This window comes from Yersinia enterocolitica, from assembly GCA_002082245.2.
Classification (GTDB): Bacteria; Pseudomonadota; Gammaproteobacteria; order Enterobacterales; family Enterobacteriaceae; genus Yersinia; species Yersinia enterocolitica_E.
The window spans coordinates 4,473,455-4,493,349 of sequence record NBTC02000002.1 but is presented as its reverse complement, the minus strand read 5'-3'; the positions used below and the strand labels follow the sequence as shown (position 1 = coordinate 4,493,349).

Here is a 19,895-nt window from a genome sequence, read left to right as displayed (position 1 = left end):
TCGCGGCTAAATGCTCTTCCCTCTAAGGTGACAAATAACTCAATCAGTCAGGATATTAAATCATGAAAAATGCTGTGCTGTGCTTCTGTTTTTTGCTGTTTTTCCCGATGGTCAGTTATGGCTGGCAAACAGCGGTTACTCACATTTCATTCAATGACACTCAACGCCAGCGCCAACTTGATAGCTTAATTTATTATCCAACGGCGAAACAGGGAACAACGTCCCTACTGGGTGATAGTGCCGTCTTCAACGGTATCTCGGTTTTACCTGATGCCCCCCTTGCCACAGGCCAATTTCCATTGATTGTCCTCAGCCACGGCAGTGGTGGCAACAATACCAGTATGGCGTGGTTGGCAGATAAGTTGGTGCAGCAAGGTATGGTGGTAGTCGCAGCCAATCACCCAGGCAGTACCACTGGTAATTCTATTCCGGCCAAATCGGCACAGCTATGGTTACAAACTGAAGATATCTCTTTTATTATTAGCGCATTACTGTCTGATTCGCGCTGGAAGTCGGTACTGGATAATCAGCCTATTGGAGTAATTGGCCATTCGAAAGGGGGTTATAGTGCTATTGCGGCATTGGGTGCAACGCTTTCATTTCCACGTTTCATTGCCAGCTGCCAACAGCAGCCCGAACAAGCCAACTGCCAGTTTTATACCCGTGCGGACGTAAAATTAAAGGCACTTCCAGTGCGGAAATTTGAAGGGAATTATGCCGATAAACGTTTACGTTTTGCGGTCGCTTTGGACCCCGGCATGGTGCCCTTTTATCAAAACAGTAGCCTGTTTCATTTAACAGCCCCACTGCTTCTGATTAATGCTCACTATTTTATCTCACCGAATATGGCACTAAATCTGGGCGGGAGCGAGTGGATAAAGCAGCTTAATCCGCCGGGTATAACCACAAGAACCTTAGCCCACAGCGGACATTTCGATTTTCTGCCAACCTGTAAACCGGCAGCCCGCGCAGTTCTGGCAGAGGAAGGCGAAGACTTTATCTGTGCGACGTCAGTGACGGAAAGAGAAAAGTTACATCAACAAACGGTTCAACAGATCGTTGCGTTCCTTCATCAACAACATATTTTGCGCTGATATTGCAACACTATTAGGGTGACGCACATGCCATCCAGACTCTGCGAGACTAAATAAAGGTGTCGGTAAGAAACAGCACACAGGCAAGTGATACACCACATAGGGTCATCACACTGAAAATCAGCTCGAACAGATAACGATTGATCATGATGGTTAGCCTATAAAAAAAGACACCCGGCGTTAACCGGGTGTCTGGAATTGGCTAGACTGTGCGGTACTTAGTAGCCCGCATTCCGGCATAATTATGCTGCTGGCGCTGTTGCTGATTTTTTAACAGCTTTATGGTGTTTTTTAGCGGCTTGGGCTTTCTGAGCTGGCTGAGCTGGCGCTTTTTTCACGTGTTTTTTAGCGGCCTGTGCTTTTTGAGCAGGTGCTTTTTTCACATGTTTTTTAGCAGACTGTGCTTTTTGTTCTGTGGTTTGTTTGGTTGCTTTATGTTTTTTATGGTGAGTTGCTTTAGCTGGTGCTGCATTTTCTGCGGCAGGCGCAGCAGTAGTGCTGGTTGCAGCTGGTGCTGCTGTAGCGGCCGCAGTAGTTTCAGCAGCGAAAGCAACAGAAGACAGACCCATGGTTGCAGCAACGATCAGCGCTAATACTTTTTTCATTTTAAAATCCTCAGAGTTTGTTTCGCTAAGCCCCCGGTGGGGCCGTTGAAAGAATCATAGAGGAATCAATTTTTCCTTTCCGTGAGTCATTGGTTTCGCTAAGTAACCAAATGTACAAAGTAATAGTGATTATTATTTACGCCATACATTATGAATCACGCTATTTAAAAGCAGCCCTGTTCGGGAGGCATGGTGGTTAATTCTCCCCTCACCTTCGGATTAGTCCTGAAGCGCATGTCACAGCGACGTGATGGACTATGCTTAATGTTCATCAGGCAAAACGGAGAGTCAAATGTTCAAGAAATCAGAAAAAATTGAAAGAGATCTCAATCAGGACGTGACCCTTCTGGCAGATACTCTTGACGATGTATTGCGTTCATCAGGTGAGAAAACCAAAGAGGAACTGACCAAAGTGCGCCACAATGCCGAAGGTGTATTACGTGATGCGCGAGCGCGTTTCAACGGTTCGACCAGCCTAAAACAGCATGCCCGAGATGTTGCAGGTAACGCAGATGACTACATCCGCGACAAACCATGGCAAGGTGTCGGTATTGGTGCTGCGGTCGGTATCGTTCTGGGTGTGCTGTTAGCACGCCGTTAAAAATAATCTGATAGCTGATAAATCGCCGGTATTTTATCCCCCTCATTGCTGTGTCTACTTATAGGGATGACGATATCTGGCAGTTTGGTTAATCGGTGGCCCCAGTGATAATAGATGCACTGCGGGCCAATTCATTTACTCGGTAAATGGTGGTTATTAAGCAGACATAGAAGTAATAACTTTGGCCAATAGGGTCACCAGCCGATCAGTTTCTGCCACAGAAGTGAGATTAGTAAATCCCATCAACAATCCATTTCTACCGGTTACCTGGCTCGTTTCCGCCAACGCCCAATCTGATAGCGCCTGAACCGCTAACCCTTGCTGCCGCGCCCGTATTGCTACGGCATAATCAGCAAAACCCTTATCCAATCGCGCCAGTAATTGTATCCCTCCAGCTTGCTGTTCAACCTCAACAACGCCTGCCAACTGACGCCTCAGACTTGTCGATAGCATCTCACGCCGTTCGGCATATAAATGACGCATACGTTTCAGATGGCGATAAAAATGCCCCTGATTGATAAACTCCGCCACACTGGCCTGTATCAGTGGTGGGCTGGTACAAATGCGTAACTGGCATCGCTGATTAAATAGTGCCATCCGTTCTGCTGGAACGACCAGATAAGCCAGCCTCAGTGCCGGAAACATCACTTTGCTGAAGGTACCGGCATAGAGCACCCGCCCCTGCCGGTCCAACGTTTTCAACGGTGGCAGTGGCCGCCCTTGATACCTGAACTCACTGTCATAGTCATCTTCAATAATCCATGCATGCTGCTGATCGGCCCAATCCAACAGGGCAATACGTCGTGCCAGACTGAGCGCCACCCCTAACGGGCTTTGATGGGCTGGGGTGACGATGGCAAAACGTGCCTGGGGGCAGTCGTTAATTGCCGCACCGACATCCATTCCGTCCTGATCAACTGCGACCGGATGCGGAATAAGCCCAGCTTCGCGAATCAGTTGCCGTGTCACAGGATAGCCGGGGTCCTCCAACCAGCCACGATCGCCCGGTTGCAGTAAGGTACTGATCACCAGATCCAGCAATGACTGATAGCCTGAGCAAATAAAAACTTGTTCAGGCTGGCAACTCACCCCGCGTGATAACTGTAAATAATGTGCTATTGCTTCGCGCAATAACGCAAGCCCGGTAGCGGGGGGATGTCCAAGGGATGATGCGGTGAGATTATGTAACTGTTTGGCCATGATTCGCCCCCATTGCGCTCGGGGGAAAGCGTCCAGCGCCGGTAATCCTAGCTCGAAGGGCCGCGCCACCGGACTAACCGTTGAGACTTTATTCACCACAACAGGCTGCGCACTCTGAGTTAATGGCAGCAAAGGGGTATCACGTAACTGAGCGGAAACGTAAGTCCCACTCTGCCCACGACTTTGCAAATACCCCTCGGCAATTAATTGACCATAGGCATTTTCCACCGTACCTCGTGCTACCCCCACTTCACTGGCTAGCACCCGAATCGAGGGTAACCGCGAGTCAGGCAGCAATGCTCCTTGCACGATGGCATCTTTAATACGCTGATAAAGCTGACGGTAGACCGGCTCGTTTTGTTGGCTATCCAGGCTCAGAAGATGTGAAAAAGACCTCATCATGACCCACTAAAATAAGTAATTTATGGCTCTATAGTATAGGTCATCACAGCGCTAGAGTAGCGCCATACTCTACGGTACCTCACAGGAACATATCATGGTTGAACAACGTCTTTATTTTTCCGAACTTTCACCTACAACCTATAAAGCACTGGTTAATGCGTCTCTCTCGTTAGATAAGAGTTCATTACCTAAGGCATTGATAGAAATGATTTTTATGCGGGTATCACAAATCAACGGCTGCGCATTCTGCTTGAATATGCACGGTAAATTCTTGCGTGAGAACGGTTTTGATAATGCCAAAATGGATGTGATAGCTGGCTGGCGACTCAGTAATGCATTTACTGAAGCAGAAAGAGCAGCATTAGACTGGGCAGAAGCGGTGACTTACATCACCACCAGTGGCACACCTGATAATATCTTCGACGCCTTAAAAGTACATTTTACCGATGCTGAAATTTCCGATTTAACTTTTGCTATCAGTATCATGAATGCCTTTAACCGCTTAGCCGTCAGCCTGCGCCAGTAAATCATCTTGCCCGCAACAACTCCGCAATAGAAATATTTTTATCCTCCTTATTATTACTAAATCTACCGCCAGCCCCGTGCTGGCGGCCCTGTCGCTGAACAATGCATAAATTCTCAATAAATAACTACATGTAGTGTGGTTGAATTAAATAAACACTAGATATAGTATTTGTTTTATCACCTACGGAAATGAAACCGCAGTTGATTATCAGAGGCAGGTCGTCGCGGCACCTTAACAACCTGACTAATCCGCCTTTCCTCATTAAAAAAGGTAAATGCGAATCATGAGTATTATTATTTACAGTAAACCTGATTGTGTCCAGTGCAATGCCACTTACCGAGCATTCGACAAACAAGGAATATCCTATCAAACAATTGATTTAACAGCAGATTTGCAAGCATTAAATCATGTGAAATCTCTTGGTTATCAGCAGGTGCCAGTGATTATTGCCGGCAATGAACATTGGTCCGGCTTCCGCCCTGACAAAATTAACGCACTGGTTCAGGCCGTCAGTGCCTGATGGGGGGACAAGATGAATCCGCTGGTCTATTTTTCCAGCTCTTCGGAGAACACTCACCGTTTTGTCGAAAAGTTAGCACTCCCGGCAATACGCATCCCCATTGCCGGTGCGCGAGGGAAACTACAACTTGAGCAACCCTATATTTTATTAGTACCCAGCTATGGCGGCGGCAGCACGATAGGAGCAGTACCGATACAGGTTATTCGATTTCTAAATGATCCACACAACCGTTCATTGATCCGCGGCGTTATTGCGGCGGGTAACACTAATTTTGGCGACGCCTATTGCCTGGCAGGGAAAATCATCTCCCAAAAATGTCAGGTTCCTTATCTGTATCGCTTTGAACTACTGGGTACAGCAGAAGATGTGGCTAACGTGCGCAAGGGAGTAACTGAATTTTGGCAACGACAGAACTGAATATCACTGATCCATCCAGTAGCGAGCTTGACTATCACTCACTGAATGCGATGCTAAACCTCTATGATGCTGATGGACGTATCCAGTTTGATAAAGACCGGTTGGCGGCACGTCAATATTTCTTGCAACACGTCAATCAAAACACCGTGTTCTTCCACAATTTGCAAGAAAAACTCGATTATCTGGTCGAAGAAGGATATTACGAGAAAGAGGTGCTGGCTCAGTACGATTTCAGCTTTATCAAAAGCTTATTCCAGCAGGCCTATAGCAAAAAATTTCGTTTTCCCACTTTCCTTGGCGCCTTTAAATATTACACCAGCTATACCCTGAAAACCTTTGATGGCAAACGTTATCTGGAACGCTACGAAGACCGTGTTTGCATGGTGGCGCTGACACTGGCAGCAGGTGACCCGACACTGGCGCAAGAACTGGTAGAAGAGATAATCTCTGGTCGATTCCAACCGGCCACCCCGACATTCCTCAATTGTGGTAAAAAACAGCGTGGTGAGCTTGTCTCCTGCTTCTTGTTACGCATTGAAGATAATATGGAATCAATTGGCCGCTCCATTAACTCAGCGCTGCAATTGTCCAAGCGTGGCGGCGGGGTCGCTTTCCTGCTAAGTAATATTCGTGAAGTCGGTGCGCCAATCAAACGGATTGAAAACCAATCCTCCGGCGTCATCCCTATCATGAAAATGCTGGAAGATGCCTTTTCTTATGCTAACCAGTTGGGCGCACGGCAAGGTGCGGGGGCAGTATATCTCCATGCCCATCATCCCGATATTTTACGTTTTCTGGATACCAAACGCGAAAACGCCGATGAAAAAGTTCGTATAAAAACCCTCTCATTAGGTGTGGTTATCCCGGATATTACCTTTGAGTTGGCGAAGAATAACGAAGAAATGTACCTGTTCTCTCCTTACGATGTAGAACAGGTTTACGGTTTACCGATGTCAGAAATCAGCATCAGCGAAAAATACCGCGAGATGGTCAATGACAAGCGCATCCATAAAAGCAAAATCAAGGCACGCGAGTTCTTCCAGATTCTAGCCGAGATCCAGTTTGAATCCGGCTATCCCTACATGATGTTTGAGGACACAGTTAATCGCGCCAATCCGATTAAAGGTCGAATCAATATGAGTAACCTGTGCTCAGAAATTTTGCAGGTTAATTCACCAACCGAATACAATGACGATCTTAGCTATCGCCATATCGGTAAAGATATCTCTTGTAACCTTGGTTCGATGAATATCGCGCATACCATGGATTCACCAGACTTTGGCAAATCGATTGAAACCGCTATTCGTGGGCTGACTGCCGTCTCCGATATGAGCAATATCCGCTCAGTACCTTCTATCGAGAAAGGTAATCAAGAATCCCATGCCATTGGCTTGGGGCAGATGAATCTGCACGGTTATCTGGCCCGCGAGCGTATTTTCTACGGCTCTGAAGAGGCGCTCGATTTTACTAATATCTACTTTTATAGCGTGGTATATCACGCCATCCGCGCCTCGAACCAACTGGCAATAGAACGAGGCCACCACTTTAAAGGCTTTGATGAGTCAGATTATGCCTCGGGTACTTATTTCACAAAATATATCGAGCAGAGCTGGCTGCCTAAAACCGCCAAAGTACAGGCACTATTTGCTCAGGCAGCTATTGTACTGCCCGACCAGCAAGATTGGGCCGCGTTACGCCAATCAGTGATGGAACACGGTATTTATAACCAGAACTTGCAGGCGGTGCCGCCTACCGGTTCTATTTCCTATATCAATCACTCGACATCGAGCATTCACCCGATTGTCTCACCGATTGAGATTCGTAAAGAAGGCAAGATTGGCCGAGTCTATTATCCCGCACCTTATATGACTAACGATAACCTTGAATATTATCAGGATGCTTATCAGATAGGGCCGGAGAAAATTATCGATACCTACGCTGAGGCAACACAGCATGTCGATCAAGGGCTATCACTGACCCTGTTCTTCCGTGATACCGCCAGTACCCGCGATATTAATAAAGCGCAAATTTATGCCTGGAAGAAAGGGATTAAGACCATTTATTACATCCGGCTGCGTCAGATGGCGCTTGAAGGCACTGAAGTCGAAGGTTGTGTTTCTTGCTCGCTGTAATTCGCGGCACTGAATGAATAAAAATGGTTGATAAGGAAAATGATATGAACGCAGTAAAACCGATAACACACGTCAGTGCCATTAACTGGAATAAGATTGAAGACGATAAAGACCTAGAAGTATGGAACCGCCTGACAGCTAATTTCTGGTTGCCGGAAAAAGTCCCACTATCAAATGACATTCCCTCTTGGGCAACGCTGACACCTAATGAACAACAGCTTACGATTCGGGTTTTTACCGGCCTGACACTGCTGGATACTATTCAGAATACATTGGGTGCGCCGGCACTGATTAAAGATGCCATTACCCCTCATGAGGAAGCGGTATTCTCAAATATCAGCTTTATGGAGGCGGTCCATGCTCGCTCTTATAGCTCTATTTTTTCTACTCTTTGCATGACATCTGATGTGGACGATGCCTATCGCTGGAGTGAAGAGAATGACCCACTACAAAATAAAGCCAATATTATCTTACAGCACTATCATAATGATGACCCACTGAAGAAAAAGATAGCCAGTGTATTTCTGGAATCATTTTTATTCTATTCCGGTTTCTATTTACCGATGTATTGGTCCAGCCGGGCAAAATTAACCAACACTGCCGATCTTATTCGATTAATCATCCGTGACGAGGCAGTACATGGTTATTATATCGGCTACAAATTTCAGAAAGGGTTGGAGAAAGTCGACAATAGTCGCCGCCAGGAAATAAAGAACTTTGCCTTCGATCTGCTGCAAGACTTATATGACAATGAGGTGCGTTACACCGAGGATCTGTATGATAAGGTTGGCTGGACCGAAGATGTCAAAAAGTTCCTTCATTATAATGCTAATAAAGCATTAATGAATTTAGGTTATGAAGCCTTATTCCCTACCAGTCAGGCAGCAGTCAGTCCGGCCATTCTGGCGGCATTATCACCAAATGCAGACGAGAATCACGATTTCTTCTCCGGTTCTGGCTCCTCTTATGTGATTGGTAAGGCAGTCAACACCGAAGACGAAGATTGGGATTTTTAAGCGTTCCCTATCGGTGCCCCACCCTCACTTTTATGGCATAAAAATGAGGCGATCCACATCCACTGGCAGCCGCAGCAAGGCTGCCCTCTATTTGGTGATGATTTAATGCCTCAATCACCTTGTAAACTCACCACCACTCATCCGCTATATTTACCTACGCAATGAACAGAACCACAACTAAAAACTGAAATTATTACCTGACTACTAATTTAGGCGCAGGCCAGTATATAAGGGGGATTCAGCATGTCTCTTGTGACGATAAAAATGTCATATCAGCACGATGACGGATGCTCAAGCCCAAGGCTGACCACAAGAAAAATCGAGGGAATATAATCAATAACAGTATATTCAATAGAATGAATATATATGGACAATATTCACGCTATTAACTGGCTAATTATAGCCCACTCAGCATATCAATATTAAGCAAGATGTGAACATCAAAAAACCACAATATTAACGTATATAAATTAACAGATTAAAAAGATATATCCTGGGATAAGGTCTATTACAATTCAGATTATAAGAACATTGAGGGTTGTCTCAGATTCTCATTGTGTTAGGGTATATGGCGCTCTATTTTTTCATCAGGATAACATTGATCGAATAAACATAATTCAAAATTGACAGAGGAATACACCAGCTGCATGGCAATTAAACTCGAAGTAAAGAATCTATATAAAATATTTGGTGAGCATCCAGAACGGGCTTTTAAGCTGCTTGAATCAGGTAAGAATAAAGAGCAGATATTTGCCAAAACTGGTTTGTCCGTTGGCGTTAAAGATGCCAATCTGGCCATTGAAGAAGGCGAGATATTCGTCATCATGGGGTTATCCGGTTCTGGTAAATCCACCCTGGTACGCCTTCTCAATCGTCTGATAGAACCCACCCGTGGAGAAGTACTGATCGATGGCGAAGATATTGCCAAAATATCTGATAGTGCCCTGCGCACCGTACGCCGTAATAAGATCAGTATGGTCTTTCAGTCCTTTGCATTAATGCCCCATTTGAATGTTCTCGATAACACCGCATTCGGTATGGAGCTGGCTGGCGTCCCTTTGCAGGAACGTCACGACAAAGCGCTGGAAGCACTGCGTCAGGTGAGTCTGGAAAGCTACGCCCACTCCTACCCCGATGAACTTTCCGGCGGGATGCGTCAGCGCGTCGGTTTAGCCCGGGCGATGGCCAATAACCCTGACATCTTATTAATGGATGAGGCCTTTTCAGCGCTAGACCCCTTAATACGTACAGAAATGCAAGATGAGCTGGTCAAATTACAGGCCAAACATCAAAGGACCATTGTCTTTATCTCTCATGATTTGGATGAAGCCATGCGCATTGGTGATCGTATCGCCATTATGCAGGGCGGCGAAGTAGTACAGGTCGGCACCCCGGATGAAATACTGAATAATCCGGCTAATGACTATGTGCGCACCTTCTTCCGTGGCGTCGATATCAGCCACGTCTTTAGTGCCAAGGATATCGCGCGCCGTCGCCCGGTATCATTAATTCGTAAAACTCCGGGTTTCGGCCCTCGTTCAGCGTTAAAACTGCTTCAAGATGAAGACCGCGATTATGGCTATGTGCTGGAACGCGGGCAGAAGTTTATTGGCGTGGTATCGATAGATTCACTGAAAAAAGCCTTGGCGGAGAGCCAGTCGCTGGATAGTGCCTTACTGGCCGATCCAGCGCCGGTTCCCGCAGATATGCCCCTCAGTGAGTTGATTTCACTGGTTGCCCAGGCCCCGTGTGCGGTCCCTGTGGTCGGTGAAGACAACAGTTATATCGGTATTATTTCCAAAGCCATGCTGTTGCAGGCTTTAGATAAGGAGACGCCAAATGAGTGATCCAATTCAAAGCAGTACCCCCGTAGACAGTAATCCTTGGGCGACGGATGCGGCAGCTTCAGCAGCACCGGCGGCAACAGATACCGCCCCTCAGACACTGTCAGCCGCTGTTGACCCGTGGGGAGCGAGCATGGCTGAGGGTAGCCATGCCGCCAGCAGTACCAGCCATGAGGTTGCTTCTCAGGCCGTTCAGAGCACTGCGACACAAAGTACCGATTGGTTGAATAGTACTCCGGCCGCTGCTCCCGAGCATTTCAGTCTGATGGATCCGTTTCATAACACCTGGGTGCCACTGGATTCCTGGGTCACCCACGGTATCGACTGGGTTGTGCTGCATTTTCGCCCCCTGTTCCAGGGCATTCGCGTGCCGGTTGATTTTATTCTCAGTGGCTTTCAGCACCTACTACTGGGTATGCCAGCACCGATCGCCATTCTGGTTTTCGCGCTGATCGCCTGGCAGTTCTCCACCTTAGGAATGGGCGTAGCAACCCTGATATCACTGGTTGCTATTGGCGCTATCGGTGCGTGGTCACAAGCAATGGTGACACTGGCGCTGGTTCTGACTTCGCTGTTCTTCTGTATTCTTATCGGGCTACCGATGGGGATATGGCTGGCACGCAGTAATAATGCCGCACGTATAATTCGGCCGTTACTGGATGCCATGCAGACTACACCGGCATTCGTTTATCTGGTGCCCATCGTCATGCTGTTCGGTATCGGTAACGTCCCCGGCGTGGTCGTGACCATCATCTTTGCTCTGCCACCCATTGTTCGTCTGACCATTTTGGGCATCAAACAGGTACCAGAAGATCTTATCGAAGCCGCTGAATCCTTTGGTGCCAATCCACGCCAATTACTGTTCAAAGTGCAGTTACCGCTGGCGATGCCAACCATCATGGCGGGTGTGAACCAAACCCTGATGCTGGCACTGTCGATGGTAGTCATCGCCTCGATGATTGCTGTAGGGGGCTTAGGTCAAATGGTACTGCGCGGTATTGGCCGCCTTGATATGGGGCTGGCCGCAGTCGGCGGTGTCGGTATTGTGATTCTGGCGATCATCCTTGACCGCCTGACCCAATCATTAGGCCGCGATCGCCGTACCAAAGGCATTGGCCTCTGGTATACAGCCGGCCCGATTGGTCTTATCACCAAACCTTTTAGAAATACTAAGTAATTTCAAATTATTACGCTCAAATTTAAGCGTAATTGTCGCAGGCAGTTTGGACATGGACAGCGCGCAATCACCGCAATGTACACATAGTACGTAAGGATGATGAGCACTGTCCTCGTTCAAAATGGCAAGTAAAATAGCTTAAAAAGGAACAACTATGCGTTCGACAGGAATCTGGGCCTTGGCCCTCACCACACTGATCAGCACTCAGTTATCCGCCGCAGAATTACCGGGCAAAGGCATCACTGTCCAGCCGCTGCAAAGTACCATTTCGGAAGAGACCTTCCAGACCTCTCTGGTCAATAAAGCCTTGGAAAAACTCGGTTACGATGTCCAACCGACCAAAGAAGTAGATTACAACGTCGCGTATTCAACTATCGGCGCAGGTGATGCCACCTATCTGGCGGTAAACTGGGAACCACTGCATAACGACCAATATAATGCTGCCGGTGGCGATGCCAAATTTTATCGTCAGGGTAACTATATTGAAGGATTGGCACAGGGTTATCTGATCGATAAAAAAACCGCTGATAAATACCACATTACCAATATTGAGCAGCTAAAAGATCCGAAAATCGCCAAATTGTTTGATGCTAATAACGATGGTAAAGCCGATCTAACCGGCTGTAACCCAGGTTGGGGCTGTGAAGCGCCGATAAATCATCAGATCAAAGCTTATGGTCTGAGCGATACCGTTATCCATAATCAGGGTAACTATGCCGCGATGATTGCCGATACGATTACACGTTACAAAGAAGGCAAACCAATCCTGTATTACACCTGGACACCTTATTGGGTCAGTGATGTATTGGTGCCGGGCCGTGACGTAGTATGGTTGCAGGTTCCATTCTCTTCCCTGCCAGATAAAACTATCGACACCAAGCTGTCTAACGGTGCGAACTACGGCTTCCCACCGAGTGTGATGCATATCGTGGCTAACAAAAAATGGGCTGAAGCTAACCCGGCCGCCGCTAAGCTGTTCTCTATCATGAAATTATCGATTAATGATGTGAATGCTCAGAACATGCGGATGCACGCGGGTGAATCGTCAGATGCCGATATTGAACGTCATGTGAATGGTTGGATTCAGGCCCATCAGGCCACCTTTGATGGTTGGGTAAAAACAGCCGCGCAAGCAGGTAATGCGAAAGCTACGCAGTAAATTCTAAATGGGTTTATTGATGTGTTACCCAAGGGGGGAGTTCTATTATTTTGCCCCCCAGCGGCTTCAAGTACCAAGGGTATACCCAAAGTAATTGGAGTTGCAGGTAGGCAGCAAGCGAATGCATCCCAATGAGCTTACACAGTCAAGTGATTTGGGTAAGTGAGCGTAGCTAACACCCCTGCAGCTTCAAGTGCCAAGGGTATAGATACAACGAAGCCCTGAGTTAGCAATAACTCAGGGCTTCTGAATGTTGGCGGTGCGGACGGGACTCGAACCCGCGACCCCCGGCGTGACAGGCCGGTATTCTAACCGACTGAACTACCGCACCACGCTGCTGTTCCGGTTAAGAACGAGACGGATATTACGTATGGAATGCAATCTCGTCAATACTTTTTCCAGCAAAATAAGCCGGTTGCGCAGTTTTTCATCTGGAAATCATTTTATTCTGCATTTGCACTATCTTCCGATTCAAGCGGCATCCGCCACAAACAACTGCCGCCCTTCTTCATCACCAAATCCAGACGCGATTCATGGGCTGACAACTCCTCTTCAGCCGCATAAATTACTTTCAACGCAGATGCTGGCCGGGTAATACGCTGGATATTTTCAGAAGAATCATTCTGCGACTGATCACCTTCCATAGAGAAAGACAGAGACGTCTGGCCGCCGGTCATCGCCAGATAAACTTCTGCCAGAATTTCGGCATCGAGTAATGCGCCGTGCAACGTTCGCTTGGTATTATCTATCAGATAGCGATCGCATAACGCATCAAGGTTATTACGCTTGCCGGGGAACAGGCGGCGCGCCAATAACAGGCTATCGGTGATGGTACAGAAGGTTTCCGTTTTCGGAATATCCTGCTGCAACATACGGAACTCGTAATCCATAAAGCCGATATCAAACGCCGCATTATGAATGACTAGCTCAGCACCACGGATAAACTCGAGAAACTCCGGTGTAATATCAGCAAATGTGGGTTTATCGGCCAGAAACTCATCACTGATACCATGGACACCGTAGGCCTCTGGGTCGACCAGACGGTCCGGTTTCACATACACATGGAAGTTTCTGCCGGTCAGACGGCGGTTGATCACTTCAACAGCACCGATCTCAATAATCCGATGGCCTTCATAATGAACGCCCAGCTTATTCATACCAGTGGTTTCAGTATCCAGAACAATCTGTCTGGTCGGGGTAACTTGCATATTGCCAGTGCTCATAGCGCTCGTTTATGTCAGACTTAACGTTTAAACAGATAGGAAGAGTCTACCAGAGATGACTAAACAGGTAGAAATTTTCACCGACGGATCTTGCCTTGGCAATCCTGGCCCCGGTGGTTATGGCGCAATTATGCGTTACAAACAACATGAAAAGACCTTTAGTGCTGGCTACCGTTTGACAACCAACAACCGTATGGAGTTGATGGCTGCTATCGTCGCCTTGGAGGCATTGACATCACCTTGCCACGTGACGCTCAGCACTGACAGCCAATACGTGCGTCAGGGCATCACACAATGGATCCACAACTGGAAAAAGCGCGGGTGGAAAACCACAGACCGCAAACCGGTACGTAACGTCGATTTATGGCAACGGCTGGATCTGGCAATCCAAGGCCATACCGTACAATGGGAATGGGTTAAAGGCCATGCTGGCCATCCTGAAAATGAGCGCTGCGATGAACTGGCACGTCTTGCGGCCAATTCACCGACACAAGACGATATTGGTTATATCCCCAACTAACTCTTCTTACCTGACGTTGCCACGGTATTAGTGGCTTTCACACACCGAATCAAGGTTGGTCGCGATAACTTTTGGTTGCGCCAACCGCACGGCTAAACCAAGGCTTACGTGCACCAAACTTCATCGGATTAAATGTCAAAGGTATGGTGCGCTTACGGGCCACAATCAGGCTGACACACCCCAGCGCATGTAGATGGGTGCTGATAAAGCGCCCACCTTCTTTATGCCAGGGTAAAACGTGAAAGCACGACATATGCATAACTTCATAATTCAGCAAACTCAGCCAATCCAGCAAACGCATCTGAGTAAACATTCGGCTAATATAAGGCTGCCGCTGGCGTAATATTGGCACCAGCTTGCCGGCACCCAGCACACTCATCGGATTGAAGTTACTGATAATCAACCAGCCGTCATCAATAAGCACCCTATCTGCTTCACGCAAAATACGATGTGGGTCAGTGGCATAGGCTAAAGAATGAGATAACAGACAGGCGTCCACTGACTTTTCAGCAAAAGGTAACTGGTATGGGCTGGCCAGCACCTGCATATTAGTACCTTGTTCCCCCACATTAACCTGATGGGAGATAGCACATTTATCGCTGGCGATTTCCGCACTCAACTGGCCTATTTTCAACAGATGAAAACCAAATAGCTTCGGCCACCAAGGTTGTAATTGCTGTTCGAGCGCTGCGCGATAATACTCTCCCCAAGGTAACTCCGCCCAAGATGCAGGCGCATCGATCTGTTGGTGTGTTTGCGCTGGTTTCATGTTTCTACCCAATAGATTTCAAGGTGCAGGAAGGTGGCAAGTAAGTGAACCCCGATAAGCTAACCCCCGTAAGTGATGCGGATGAACGGGAGCCGCCAATACACCTGCGATTTGAAAGATGACGGGTATATTATCTTCTTTCACACTCAAGCGGTTGCCAACAAAAAAGAGGTATCCAATGAATCTTATCAGTATTCCGGCATTTCAAGACAATTACATTTGGTTATTGGCAAACCCACAAAAACACTGCGTTATTGTTGATCCGGGTGAATCAGCGCCGGTGCTGTCTGCACTGGCACAAGGCCAATACACTCCTCAGGCCATCCTGCTCACCCATCACCACAACGATCACGTCGGTGGTGTGGCACAATTACACCGCCATTTCCCCAATATTCCCGTCTATGGCCCGCAGGAAACAGCAAATAAAGGTGCGACAGTTATCGTAAATGGGGGTGATCACCTGACAATTGATGGTCAAAACTACACCATTATCGCCGTCCCTGGCCATACCCTTGGGCACATTGCATACTACAGCGAACCTTATCTTTTCTGCGGCGACACGCTTTTTTCTGCCGGCTGCGGCAGACTATTTGAAGGCACACCAGAGCAAATGTATGCGTCAATTCAACGGCTGGCGCAGCTTCCCGCTGAAACCTTAATTTGCAGCGCGCATGAATATACTCTCGCAAATCTTAAGTTTGCCCGTTTCATTTTGCCCGCAGATCAAGATATTGCTACATATCAACAACAAATCATGCAATTACGGGCAAAAAACCTACCTAGTTTGCCGGTAAAATTGCAATTAGAGCGTAAAATTAATGTTTTTTTACGTTGCAATGACATTGATTTACAAAGGAAAATAGGCGTTATCTCGCCACCAGCCTCACTTGCTTCAGTTTTTTCCGAATTACGCGCCCAGAAAGACCGCTTCTGAGCTTTTAGTTGTGTTTTTTGTCGAAGCAAAGTATGATTGGTCGTCTTTTAAGCAACTGACATTGACACACACATGAAGACCAAAGCGATATTTCTCGCCTCAGTCTTGCTTGTTGGGTGCCAGACGTCCAAGCAGGACGTACAGGTTCCCGTACAGCATGCGCAGAGTTTGTCTTCAGCAGGTCAAGAGAGTGAAGCAGGAGAGTACACAAATAGCGTCCGAGAGGGCAGCGCGCGATGGCTTGATAGTGAAAGTGGCCTCGCGCAGCAAGATTTGTGGAACTTCATTAGCGACGAGCTGAAGATGAAGGTTCCGGAAAATTCCCGGATCCGTGAACAAAAGCAAAAATACTTAAGAAATAAGAGCTATCTCCACGATGTAACATTACGGGCAGAGCCGTACATGTACCTGATAGTCGAGCAGATTAAGAAACGTAAAATGCCGATGGAACTGGTACTGCTACCCATAGTGGAGAGCGCTTTTGACCCACACGCGACATCATCCGCCAACGCCGCAGGGCTATGGCAGATAGTGCCGAGTACAGGTCGAAACTATGGCTTGAAACAAAACCAATGGTATGACGGCCGCAGAGATGTGGTTGCGTCTACCAAAGCAGCGCTTGATATGATGGAGCGCCTGAACAAAATGTTTGACGGTGACTGGTTGTTAACAGTCGCTGCTTATAACAGTGGTGAAGGCAGAGTCATGCAAGCGGTTAAGGCTAATAAGGCAAAGGGTAAACCGACCAACTTTTGGGCATTGTCGCTTCCACGTGAAACGTCAATTTATGTTCCAAAAATGCTGGCCTTGGGTGATTTAATCAAGAACAGCAAAAAGTACGGTATAAACTTGCCAGAACCCGACAAAGACCGTGCATTAGCACGTGTTGATGTAGGTCAGCAGATACAGCTAACTCAGGCGGCTGAGATGGCGGGGATGTCACTTACTAAGTTGAAATCCTTTAATTCTGGGTATAAGCGCAATGTAACGGCACCTGATGGACATGGTCCTCGTTATATTATGTTGCCAAAGGCCCATGCTGAGCAGCTTAAAGATTCATTGGCAGATACTGATATTGCCGCCGTTCAACCAACCAAGTTGGCACAGAACAGCTCAAAATCAGCATCAGGTTCGCAGTATAAAGTTCGCTCCGGTGATACCTTATCTACGATTGCCAAGCGGTTGAATATCAAGACCAGCGATTTGCAGAGTTGGAACAACTTACGTGCCAAGAGCACCTTAAAAGTTGGGCAAACCCTGCAACTGGCAAGCAATACAACGACCAGCAACAGCATCACCTATCAGGTTCGTAAAGGTGATTCTTTTGCCAGTATTGCCAAGCGTCACGGTGTAAACACCGACGATGTGATGCGATGGAATTCGGTAGTCAGCAAGGCTAATAGTTTACAACCAGGCTTGAAATTGACGTTGTTCGTTAACGGCAAATCGACCCCGGATACGTAGAGTCAGAATCGCGATTAAAGCTGTTAAAAAGCACCCTTCGGGGTGCTTTTTTTATGGCTGGAATTCAACCAGCAGTGGATTGTGATCAGAGGCTCGGGTCACTAATACCGATGCATCTGCCAGAGTAAGACCCCGATAAAAGACAAAATCAAGCGGTCGGCCAAACGCACGGCTACGGTTATCAGCCCGGAATTCAACTTCAGCTAACCCCACCACTTGGGCAAAACACTGTAAAGCATTAACCCGCTGTCGGCTCCAGGCATTAAAATCCCCCGCCAGAATCACCGGGCCACGATGCATCGCGATTTGTTCCCCAATGGGCTCGAGTTGTTTACTGTAAACATCAACACCAAGACTGAAATTCACCGCGTGAATATTCACCACCATCAATAAACGGCCGTCATGGATTGGGTAAACAGTAATTAAGGCCGATTTAGACAACCGCAGTAACGGCTCTCTCTCACGCAGGGGGCAACAGTAGACCGGATGGGTGGCTGCAAGCGTCATCACACCTGAAGGGTGCTGAGGCAGTGCAAAGGCAGGAACCTGATCGGCGGCCTGATAGTGAGACGTAGCAAACCGCACCAGCTCAGGTGTTGTTTGTGCTTCTTGCAGTAACATCAGTTGAGTATCACGCCCGAATTCTTTGAGCACCGAGAGCCATTGCGCCCGCTGCTGCTTAAAGATATTCCACACCATCACCCGCAAAAATTCAGATGTTGGCAATGGCGCGCCTGGCGGTAACCCCAGCCCCAGTTGCTTAGCAGAACCTGGGAAGATTTGTTCAACCGGTTGACCTGCAACATATCGCATTGCATATGTTCGTTTCGGCACTTTGATGGCCTATTCCTTATTCGAAATCACTCTGGCTCGAGAGGTAACAACAGCCGGTAGTTCACTGATTATACGCCCAGATGCTCCTGTCAGTAATTTCTTTTAGCCACGATATTATTCTGATGTTGGGATACACAAGCAGAGATTCAATCTATGTGATTCATAATGCACTAATAAGCCTTCTATTAACAAAGAAGCCCACAATCGCGGGCTTCAATAGATACTGGCAGGGATTTAGCTGACAGCAACTTGCCGTGGGTGCTTCTTATCCAGCTTGCCACTCAGTGTCACCAGTAATAGCGCACCAATAACAATCACGCCACCGATCCAAGGGGTCTGAGCCAACCCAACCCGGATAACTGTCTGCCCACCAATAATCGATCCTAACGCGATTCCGACATTAAACGCCGCGATATTCAGGCCCGAAGCCACGTCAACGGCATGTGGCGTATATTCTTCCGCTTTCTGCACCACATAAACTTGTAAACCGGGGACGTTACCAAAGGCAAAAATCCCCATGACCAGCAACGTAATTAATGCCGCAATACTGTGGTTAGCACTGAATTGGAAAACAAACAGTAAGACAGCAAGTGCGGTAAAAATAAAACTCAAAGCAGGTACTGCACCATGGCGGTCTGCGAGTTTACCGCCCCAGATATTGCCGATAGCGACCGATACCCCATACGCCAGTAAGATCCAACTCACTGCGGCAGGTGAGAATCCTGCCAGTTCTTGCATCACTGGCGCGAGGAAAGTAAACATGGTGAAGAAACCACCGTATCCCAAGGCGGTAATGGCATAAATCAGCAGTAAACGTGGGTGGGTGAGCACCTGTAGTTGCTGCTTTATACTGGCTGAAGCCTTATTGGGGATATTACTGGGAACCAAAATGGCGCTGGCAATAATGGCAATGACCCCAATCAGTGACACCGCAAGGAAAGTCTCCCGCCAGCCAAAATGCTGGCCGATAAATGTCCCGAGCGGAACCCCAGTCACCAGTGCCACCGTTAAACCACCAAACATAATAGCAATCGCCGACGCCGCTTTCTCCTTTGGCACCAAACTGGTAGCAATAGTCGAACCAATCGAGAAGAACACACCGTGAGCCAGACCGGTGAGTAAACGAGCAACCACCAGAGTCTCATAACCAGGTGATTGCCAGGCTAATAAGTTCCCTAGGGTGAACAAGACCATCAAGCCAATCAATAGCATTTTACGCGGTATGCGCCCGGTTAATGCGGTTAACACTGGAGCACCAATAGCAACGCCCAATGCATAGATTGAAACTAATAAACCGGCGGATGGCACAGAAACTGCCAGTTGTTCTGCGATGGTCGGAACCAGCCCGACAATCACAAATTCAGTGGTACCAATAGCGAATGCACTGATGGTCAGTGCCCATAATGCAAGTGGCATAATTACTCCAGAAATACGGGTCAATTTGATAGCGGCTATTAT

The 19,895-nt window shown here is 47.6% G+C and carries 20 protein-coding genes and 1 tRNA gene; 13 read left to right on the top strand and 8 right to left on the bottom strand.

The genetic code is table 11. The annotated features are described in order from the left end of the window. Nucleotides 1-377: 377 nt before the first annotated feature. Nucleotides 378-1,094 carry a hypothetical protein gene (locus A6J66_021965; GenBank protein ID PNM27121.1) on the top strand — a complete coding sequence of 239 codons (717 nt, stop codon included), beginning with the start codon at nt 378-380 and terminating at the stop codon, nt 1,092-1,094. Between the two features lie 242 nt (nt 1,095-1,336). Here the strand turns inward: A6J66_021965 and A6J66_021960 are convergent, their stop codons facing one another. Further along, nucleotides 1,337-1,699, bottom strand: a complete 363-nt coding sequence (locus tag A6J66_021960; protein ID PNM26578.1) for an acid-shock protein — start codon at nt 1,697-1,699, stop codon at nt 1,337-1,339. 292 nt (nt 1,700-1,991) lie between these two features. Here A6J66_021960 and A6J66_021955 point away from each other — a divergent pair, with 292 nt between their 5' ends. Next, a complete protein-coding gene (locus tag A6J66_021955; GenBank protein ID PNM26577.1) occupies nt 1,992-2,300 on the top strand; it encodes a DUF883 domain-containing protein in 309 nt (102 codons plus the stop codon). Nucleotides 2,301-2,456: 156 nt separating this feature from the next. On the opposite strand, the gene A6J66_021950 is transcribed toward A6J66_021955, so the two are convergent. Further along, complete coding sequence (locus A6J66_021950) at nt 2,457-3,902, bottom strand: PLP-dependent aminotransferase family protein (GenBank protein ID PNM26576.1); 1,446 nt, start codon at nt 3,900-3,902, stop codon at nt 2,457-2,459. A 94-nt stretch (nt 3,903-3,996) separates the two neighbouring features. Between A6J66_021950 and A6J66_021945 the strand changes: the two genes are divergently transcribed. The 7 genes from A6J66_021945 (at nt 3,997) to A6J66_021915 (ending at nt 11,534) form a co-directional block, all read left to right on the top strand. Continuing rightward, on the top strand, nt 3,997-4,428 hold the full coding sequence (locus A6J66_021945) for a carboxymuconolactone decarboxylase family protein (protein ID PNM26575.1): 432 nt from the start codon (nt 3,997-3,999) through the stop codon (nt 4,426-4,428). A 283-nt stretch (nt 4,429-4,711) separates the two neighbouring features. After that, a complete protein-coding gene (locus tag A6J66_021940) occupies nt 4,712-4,948 on the top strand; it encodes a glutaredoxin-like protein NrdH (protein PNM26574.1) in 237 nt (78 codons plus the stop codon). 12 nt (nt 4,949-4,960) lie between these two features. Beyond that, nucleotides 4,961-5,365, top strand: coding sequence for a class Ib ribonucleoside-diphosphate reductase assembly flavoprotein NrdI (locus tag A6J66_021935; GenBank protein ID PNM26573.1), 405 nt, complete (start codon nt 4,961-4,963; stop codon nt 5,363-5,365). Further along, nucleotides 5,347-7,497, top strand: a complete 2,151-nt coding sequence (locus A6J66_021930; GenBank protein PNM26572.1) for a class 1b ribonucleoside-diphosphate reductase subunit alpha — start codon at nt 5,347-5,349, stop codon at nt 7,495-7,497. The genes A6J66_021935 and A6J66_021930 overlap by 19 nt, the downstream gene beginning before the upstream one ends. Nucleotides 7,498-7,541: 44 nt before the next feature. Continuing rightward, nucleotides 7,542-8,513: a class 1b ribonucleoside-diphosphate reductase subunit beta gene (gene nrdF / locus A6J66_021925; protein ID PNM27120.1), complete on the top strand. Its 972-nt coding sequence runs from the start codon at nt 7,542-7,544 to the stop codon at nt 8,511-8,513. 647 nt (nt 8,514-9,160) lie between these two features. Further along, a complete protein-coding gene (locus A6J66_021920; protein ID PNM26571.1) occupies nt 9,161-10,360 on the top strand; it encodes a proline/glycine betaine ABC transporter ATP-binding protein ProV in 1,200 nt (399 codons plus the stop codon). Further along, nucleotides 10,353-11,534, top strand: a complete 1,182-nt coding sequence (locus A6J66_021915; GenBank protein PNM26570.1) for a proline/glycine betaine ABC transporter permease ProW — start codon at nt 10,353-10,355, stop codon at nt 11,532-11,534. Before A6J66_021920 ends, A6J66_021915 begins: the two co-directional genes overlap by 8 nt. On the opposite strand, the gene A6J66_021910 is transcribed toward A6J66_021915, so the two are convergent. Beyond that, nucleotides 11,442-11,654: a hypothetical protein gene (locus tag A6J66_021910; protein ID PNM26569.1), complete on the bottom strand. Its 213-nt coding sequence runs from the start codon at nt 11,652-11,654 to the stop codon at nt 11,442-11,444. The genes A6J66_021915 and A6J66_021910 overlap by 93 nt on opposite strands. A gap of 34 nt (nt 11,655-11,688) precedes the next feature. Here A6J66_021910 and A6J66_021905 point away from each other — a divergent pair, with 34 nt between their 5' ends. Then, nucleotides 11,689-12,693 carry a proline/glycine betaine ABC transporter substrate-binding protein ProX gene (locus tag A6J66_021905; protein ID PNM26568.1) on the top strand — a complete coding sequence of 335 codons (1,005 nt, stop codon included), beginning with the start codon at nt 11,689-11,691 and terminating at the stop codon, nt 12,691-12,693. Between the two features lie 254 nt (nt 12,694-12,947). Here A6J66_021905 and A6J66_021900 read toward each other — a convergent pair. Then, nucleotides 12,948-13,024, bottom strand: a tRNA-Asp gene (locus tag A6J66_021900). Nucleotides 13,025-13,136: 112 nt separating this feature from the next. After that, a complete protein-coding gene (locus tag A6J66_021895) occupies nt 13,137-13,901 on the bottom strand; it encodes a DNA polymerase III subunit epsilon (protein PNM26567.1) in 765 nt (254 codons plus the stop codon). Nucleotides 13,902-13,971: 70 nt separating this feature from the next. On the opposite strand from A6J66_021895, the gene A6J66_021890 reads away from it, so the two are divergent. Further along, nucleotides 13,972-14,436, top strand: coding sequence for a ribonuclease HI (locus A6J66_021890; protein PNM26566.1), 465 nt, complete (start codon nt 13,972-13,974; stop codon nt 14,434-14,436). 49 nt (nt 14,437-14,485) lie between these two features. Here A6J66_021890 and A6J66_021885 read toward each other — a convergent pair whose 3' ends face one another. Next, a complete protein-coding gene (locus A6J66_021885) occupies nt 14,486-15,205 on the bottom strand; it encodes a class I SAM-dependent methyltransferase (protein PNM26565.1) in 720 nt (239 codons plus the stop codon). Between the two features lie 178 nt (nt 15,206-15,383). Between A6J66_021885 and gloB the strand changes: the two genes are divergently transcribed. Together gloB and A6J66_021875 are read left to right on the top strand one after the other, a co-directional pair. Further along, nucleotides 15,384-16,139 carry a hydroxyacylglutathione hydrolase gene (gene gloB / locus A6J66_021880; GenBank protein ID PNM26564.1) on the top strand — a complete coding sequence of 252 codons (756 nt, stop codon included), beginning with the start codon at nt 15,384-15,386 and terminating at the stop codon, nt 16,137-16,139. 72 nt (nt 16,140-16,211) lie between these two features. Next, nucleotides 16,212-17,603 carry a murein transglycosylase D gene (locus tag A6J66_021875; GenBank protein PNM26563.1) on the top strand — a complete coding sequence of 464 codons (1,392 nt, stop codon included), beginning with the start codon at nt 16,212-16,214 and terminating at the stop codon, nt 17,601-17,603. Between the two features lie 51 nt (nt 17,604-17,654). Here the strand turns inward: A6J66_021875 and A6J66_021870 are convergent, their stop codons facing one another. Then, nucleotides 17,655-18,437 carry an EEP domain-containing protein gene (locus A6J66_021870; GenBank protein ID PNM26562.1) on the bottom strand — a complete coding sequence of 261 codons (783 nt, stop codon included), beginning with the start codon at nt 18,435-18,437 and terminating at the stop codon, nt 17,655-17,657. A gap of 234 nt (nt 18,438-18,671) precedes the next feature. Then, nucleotides 18,672-19,853 (bottom strand): MFS transporter, encoded by a 1,182-nt coding sequence (locus tag A6J66_021865; GenBank protein ID PNM26561.1) that lies wholly within the window; start codon nt 19,851-19,853, stop codon nt 18,672-18,674. Between the last annotated feature and the right edge of the window lie 42 nt (nt 19,854-19,895).

Coding starts and splice junctions, on each gene's coding strand:
- A6J66_021965 (PNM27121.1), top strand. CDS start 378: ATGGTGGTAGTCGCAGCCAATCACCCAGGCAGTACCACTGGTAATTCT.
- A6J66_021960 (PNM26578.1), bottom strand. CDS start 1,699: ATGAAAAAAGTATTAGCGCTGATCGTTGCTGCAACCATGGGTCTGTCT.
- A6J66_021955 (PNM26577.1), top strand. CDS start 1,992: ATGTTCAAGAAATCAGAAAAAATTGAAAGAGATCTCAATCAGGACGTG.
- A6J66_021950 (PNM26576.1), bottom strand. CDS start 3,902: ATGATGAGGTCTTTTTCACATCTTCTGAGCCTGGATAGCCAACAAAAC.
- A6J66_021945 (PNM26575.1), top strand. CDS start 3,997: ATGGTTGAACAACGTCTTTATTTTTCCGAACTTTCACCTACAACCTAT.
- A6J66_021940 (PNM26574.1), top strand. CDS start 4,712: ATGAGTATTATTATTTACAGTAAACCTGATTGTGTCCAGTGCAATGCC.
- A6J66_021935 (PNM26573.1), top strand. CDS start 4,961: ATGAATCCGCTGGTCTATTTTTCCAGCTCTTCGGAGAACACTCACCGT.
- nrdF (PNM27120.1), top strand. CDS start 7,542: ATGAACGCAGTAAAACCGATAACACACGTCAGTGCCATTAACTGGAAT.
- A6J66_021920 (PNM26571.1), top strand. CDS start 9,161: ATGGCAATTAAACTCGAAGTAAAGAATCTATATAAAATATTTGGTGAG.
- A6J66_021915 (PNM26570.1), top strand. CDS start 10,353: ATGAGTGATCCAATTCAAAGCAGTACCCCCGTAGACAGTAATCCTTGG.
- A6J66_021905 (PNM26568.1), top strand. CDS start 11,689: ATGCGTTCGACAGGAATCTGGGCCTTGGCCCTCACCACACTGATCAGC.
- A6J66_021895 (PNM26567.1), bottom strand. CDS start 13,901: ATGCAAGTTACCCCGACCAGACAGATTGTTCTGGATACTGAAACCACT.
- A6J66_021890 (PNM26566.1), top strand. CDS start 13,972: ATGACTAAACAGGTAGAAATTTTCACCGACGGATCTTGCCTTGGCAAT.
- A6J66_021885 (PNM26565.1), bottom strand. CDS start 15,205: ATGAAACCAGCGCAAACACACCAACAGATCGATGCGCCTGCATCTTGG.
- gloB (PNM26564.1), top strand. CDS start 15,384: ATGAATCTTATCAGTATTCCGGCATTTCAAGACAATTACATTTGGTTA.
- A6J66_021875 (PNM26563.1), top strand. CDS start 16,212: ATGAAGACCAAAGCGATATTTCTCGCCTCAGTCTTGCTTGTTGGGTGC.
- A6J66_021865 (PNM26561.1), bottom strand. CDS start 19,853: ATGCCACTTGCATTATGGGCACTGACCATCAGTGCATTCGCTATTGGT.